Source organism: Piscirickettsia salmonis LF-89 = ATCC VR-1361 (assembly GCF_000297215.2).
Taxonomy (GTDB): domain Bacteria; phylum Pseudomonadota; class Gammaproteobacteria; order Piscirickettsiales; family Piscirickettsiaceae; genus Piscirickettsia; species Piscirickettsia salmonis.
In genome coordinates this window covers 9,524-12,915 of the sequence record NZ_AMFF02000004.1, presented here as the reverse complement: position 1 = coordinate 12,915, position 3,392 = coordinate 9,524, and the positions used below count along the sequence as shown (strand labels likewise).

General features: G+C 40.8%; 8 protein-coding genes. All 8 read left to right on the top strand.

Going from position 1 to position 3,392, the window contains the following annotated elements:
- Positions 1 to 118 precede the first annotated feature (118 nt).
- Positions 119 to 457: a PDDEXK family nuclease gene (locus C200_RS00600; protein WP_032126920.1), complete on the top strand. Its 339-nt coding sequence runs from the start codon at positions 119 to 121 to the stop codon at positions 455 to 457.
- Positions 444 to 797, top strand: a complete 354-nt coding sequence (locus C200_RS00595; protein ID WP_032126919.1) for a hypothetical protein — start codon at positions 444 to 446, stop codon at positions 795 to 797. Before C200_RS00600 ends, C200_RS00595 begins: the two co-directional genes overlap by 14 nt.
- Positions 794 to 1,033, top strand: a complete 240-nt coding sequence (locus tag C200_RS00590) for a hypothetical protein (RefSeq protein ID WP_016210963.1) — start codon at positions 794 to 796, stop codon at positions 1,031 to 1,033. The genes C200_RS00595 and C200_RS00590 overlap by 4 nt, the downstream gene beginning before the upstream one ends.
- Before the next feature lie 95 nt (positions 1,034 to 1,128).
- Positions 1,129 to 1,416 carry a hypothetical protein gene (locus C200_RS00585; protein WP_033923627.1) on the top strand — a complete coding sequence of 96 codons (288 nt, stop codon included), beginning with the start codon at positions 1,129 to 1,131 and terminating at the stop codon, positions 1,414 to 1,416.
- A gap of 73 nt (positions 1,417 to 1,489) precedes the next feature.
- Positions 1,490 to 1,714: a hypothetical protein gene (locus tag C200_RS00580; RefSeq protein WP_032126917.1), complete on the top strand. Its 225-nt coding sequence runs from the start codon at positions 1,490 to 1,492 to the stop codon at positions 1,712 to 1,714.
- Complete coding sequence (ssb, locus tag C200_RS00575) at positions 1,702 to 2,172, top strand: single-stranded DNA-binding protein (RefSeq protein WP_032126916.1); 471 nt, start codon at positions 1,702 to 1,704, stop codon at positions 2,170 to 2,172. The genes C200_RS00580 and ssb overlap by 13 nt, the downstream gene beginning before the upstream one ends.
- Positions 2,173 to 2,289: 117 nt before the next feature.
- On the top strand, positions 2,290 to 2,718 hold the full coding sequence (locus C200_RS00570) for a hypothetical protein (protein WP_230383477.1): 429 nt from the start codon (positions 2,290 to 2,292) through the stop codon (positions 2,716 to 2,718).
- 178 nt (positions 2,719 to 2,896) lie between these two features.
- Positions 2,897 to 3,280 (top strand): HNH endonuclease, encoded by a 384-nt coding sequence (locus tag C200_RS00565; protein ID WP_032126915.1) that lies wholly within the window; start codon positions 2,897 to 2,899, stop codon positions 3,278 to 3,280.
- The last annotated feature ends 112 nt before the right edge of the window (positions 3,281 to 3,392 follow it).

Sequence of the window (3,392 nt, the reverse complement as noted above, 5' to 3'; positions counted from 1 at the left end):
GAACGCTTGCCATATCCTCCGGTTGTTTTACCGATGATCGAAAATAAACCGGCTAAAAGCCGTCAATGTGGTAGTGAACACCTGGCAAAATTGCGTGGAGCACTTGGGAGGCCCGCTCATGCCTAGCAGAGTTTCAGCAGGTGAGCGCGCGTTTAAACTGCATTGCCGTTTAGAAAAAATCACCTTGCCCGAGCAAGAGTATCGCTTTCACAAGACACGCAAGTGGCGCTTTGATTTTGCCTGGCCTGATTTAAAAATCGCCGTCGAGGTGGAAGGTGGGGCTTATTCGCAAGGCCGTCATACTCGTGGTAAAGGCTTTGAGGCCGACTGTGAGAAGTACAACACGGCAACAGAATCCGGCTGGCGAGTATTTCGTTATTCAACTCAGCAAGTGAGTCAATACATTGCAATTCGCCAACTCAAACGTGTTTTAGAGAAGTATCATGTTGATGATTGAAAACTATGAATGTCAGTTAATTACTGAGGAATTTCGTGATTTAGCCATAGAGGATATTGCCGAAGCGATTAATGCCGGTGTCGAGGAATGTCGAAAAAAATGGAAAGCCTACGACCAGCCCTATAAAACCCGTAATAGATTATTTGAAGAGCACTACAAGCTGGGTTTACGTGTGCAATATGATCGCTATGTCCATGCGAGACCAAAACGCATTAAAGCCCTGCGTGAGTTTATCAGCCAAAAAACCGCGGTTATTAATTGCCGTTCTATCGACCCTCCCAAGCCATTTTTAACGCGAAAATACTCAGAAAAACAATTATCAGGGAAGCGTAGAGTATGAATACATTTAAAAAAATTACTGATGATCTAGAGCGAGGCACCCGGTTTTTAGTCGTTACGGTGGTATTACTTTATACCTGTACCTTGATTGTTTATGTGGTGCAATGGGGCTTAAGTTTGTTTACCGATGAGATTAATGCAGATTTGGGCAGTGCCTTAATCACTGCGTATTTTTTAATTATTTTATCGGTAATTATTGGGGCGTTTTTTGACAAGCTAGGCCGCAATCATGACTAGCAAGGTAACTCAATTAGATCAAGAACCCCCCTGAAAAACGTCTAGCGCTGTTAATCGTTTCAGAGCGTTACAGTAAGGGCAAATATGATGTCTGTATGGACTTGAATAATAAAATTCAATCAAGAATAAACCGCCATATCAAAATCATCTTACTCGGTATATTTACGATTTTTATCTGTAATGTTATCGCAGCAGTGTCTTTGTGGTTTGGTGTTGTGTTTGTGGCTTTATTTTTATGTGCAATTTGGCTGTCTGTTACAAATGACGTTAAAACGCAAATGCTGATTTTAGATGAAGCTGAGGAAAATCTACAAGCAAATGAGCAGATCAATCAACTGATTCACGGAGAGCTTAAAAACAAAGAAATGGAGATAATTAAGTGAATGAAAAACAAAAAGCATTAGCAAAAACATCTATGGTTGAGTTTAATAAGATTTTTGATCTGATAAAAAAAGTGTGCTTGATACAACAGAGAACCTTGATAAGAAAAGTGAACAAGTGTTTTATTTTACTGGCTTTATAACTTTGTTGATTGATCAGCTGATAGATCTTCAATTGCAAGTAATTAAGAGCTCTGTTGATGATAAGTCATTATCTCTCATGATATTGAAGCAGCTTGATGAAAAGATACAAGAGAAAATCAAAGAAAGCAGAGAGGACTGCCATAAATGCGCGGTGTAAATAAAGTTATTATTGTCGGCCGCTTGGGCCAAGATCCTGAGATTAGAAGCACGCAAAGTGGGGAGAGTGTTGCAACGCTGTCTGTAGCGACGTCAGAGCAATGGCAAGACCAACACGGGGTTAACCATGAATCGATTGAATGGCATCGAGTTGTCTTGTTTAGTGGCTTGGCAAATATCGCTAAAGACTACTTAAGAAAAGGCGCACAGGTCTACGTTGAGGGCAAGATAAAAACGCGTAAATGGCAGGATAACCAGGGCAAGGATCGCTATACGACTGAGATTGTTGGCAAAACTATGCAAATGCTCGGGGGCGGCGAACGCATACAAACAGCAAAACCACCACCGCCACAACCTTCATCACCGGGCCAACAAGCGTTTAAAGCCAAACAAGCACAGTTACACGCACAACATAGCTCGTCGGAGATTGAACAAATAGATGAGGATATACCTTTCTAAAAGTTAGATAAGAAAAATATACCATTAACAAAATCAAGTACTTATCAATGCTTTTGAAATTCAAGAATTTTAAGTCTGTGCGAACCGTTATTTTAATTGCAACTAGGAGCCTGAAAAATGCTAAATATCACGCAAGTTAGAAGTATGTTGGCAGATTGGGGCGATTATATACAGCGAGGCGCAGAGCATGGCTCAAGTAACTCTATTTTTGGCATGATACAAAAATACGGCGGTGTCGTCATACAAAACAATAACAGCGGTAATGATCCTTACATTGCCAATAGTGATGCACTGGAAGTGGATAGAATCGTCAACGAGCTTTTACACAGTGATTGCAAGAGTGATCAAACCATGGCACGTATACTCGTGATTCATTACGGCATAACCGGCTCAGCGGTTAAAAAGCAAGCAACCTTTCGTATATCTGTTGCTGTATATAACAGCTTTTTAAGTAAGGGAGTGAGTTATGTGCGTGGGTGTTTAAATCGCCCTCCGTCATCTGAAGTGCAACACTACCCTACACTAAGCGGCCATAAAATTCTATAAAAAAACATTATTGGGGGTGGATTAAAATCATTTAGTAAGAAAAAACTATTTTTTTATCATGATAAAAACTGTAGCCTTTAGGTAAGCTAGTTATTTTCATGTCTAGCTAATGACATTTAATTCCATTAAGACCTTTCAAGGTCTTTTTTTTTATTTATTATTTTTATGAGATTACACATTGCCTAGACGTGCTAAGCAAATTTGCTGTTATGCCGGATGTCATAACACAACCTATGCACGCTACTGCGAATACCACGAACAACACGGCAATCGATACCATGCCCCACGCAAAACAACTGCCCAGCGCGGCTATGGGGGGCGGTGGCAGCGTGAACGTAAGATATTTTTACAAGATCATCCGCTGTGCAAGCAGTGCTTACAAGATGACAAACTAATCCCGACGACTGAAGTGGATCATATTAAGCCGCATGATGGTGATCATGATTTGATGTGGAATCAAAACAATTGGCAAGCGCTGTGTAAGTCCTGTCACTCACGTAAAACAGTGAATGAAGACGGTGGTTTTGGTCGTAAAAAATCACCCCAGGGGAGGGGTGTATAAAATGTCTATGACCTTTGTTTCCTTCCCCCCCGCCTCGTCACATTTTTGTACTCGCTTTATGGCACCCGACGAAACAAGAAAAGTAAAAAGTTGGAGTTTAAAAAAATGGGAG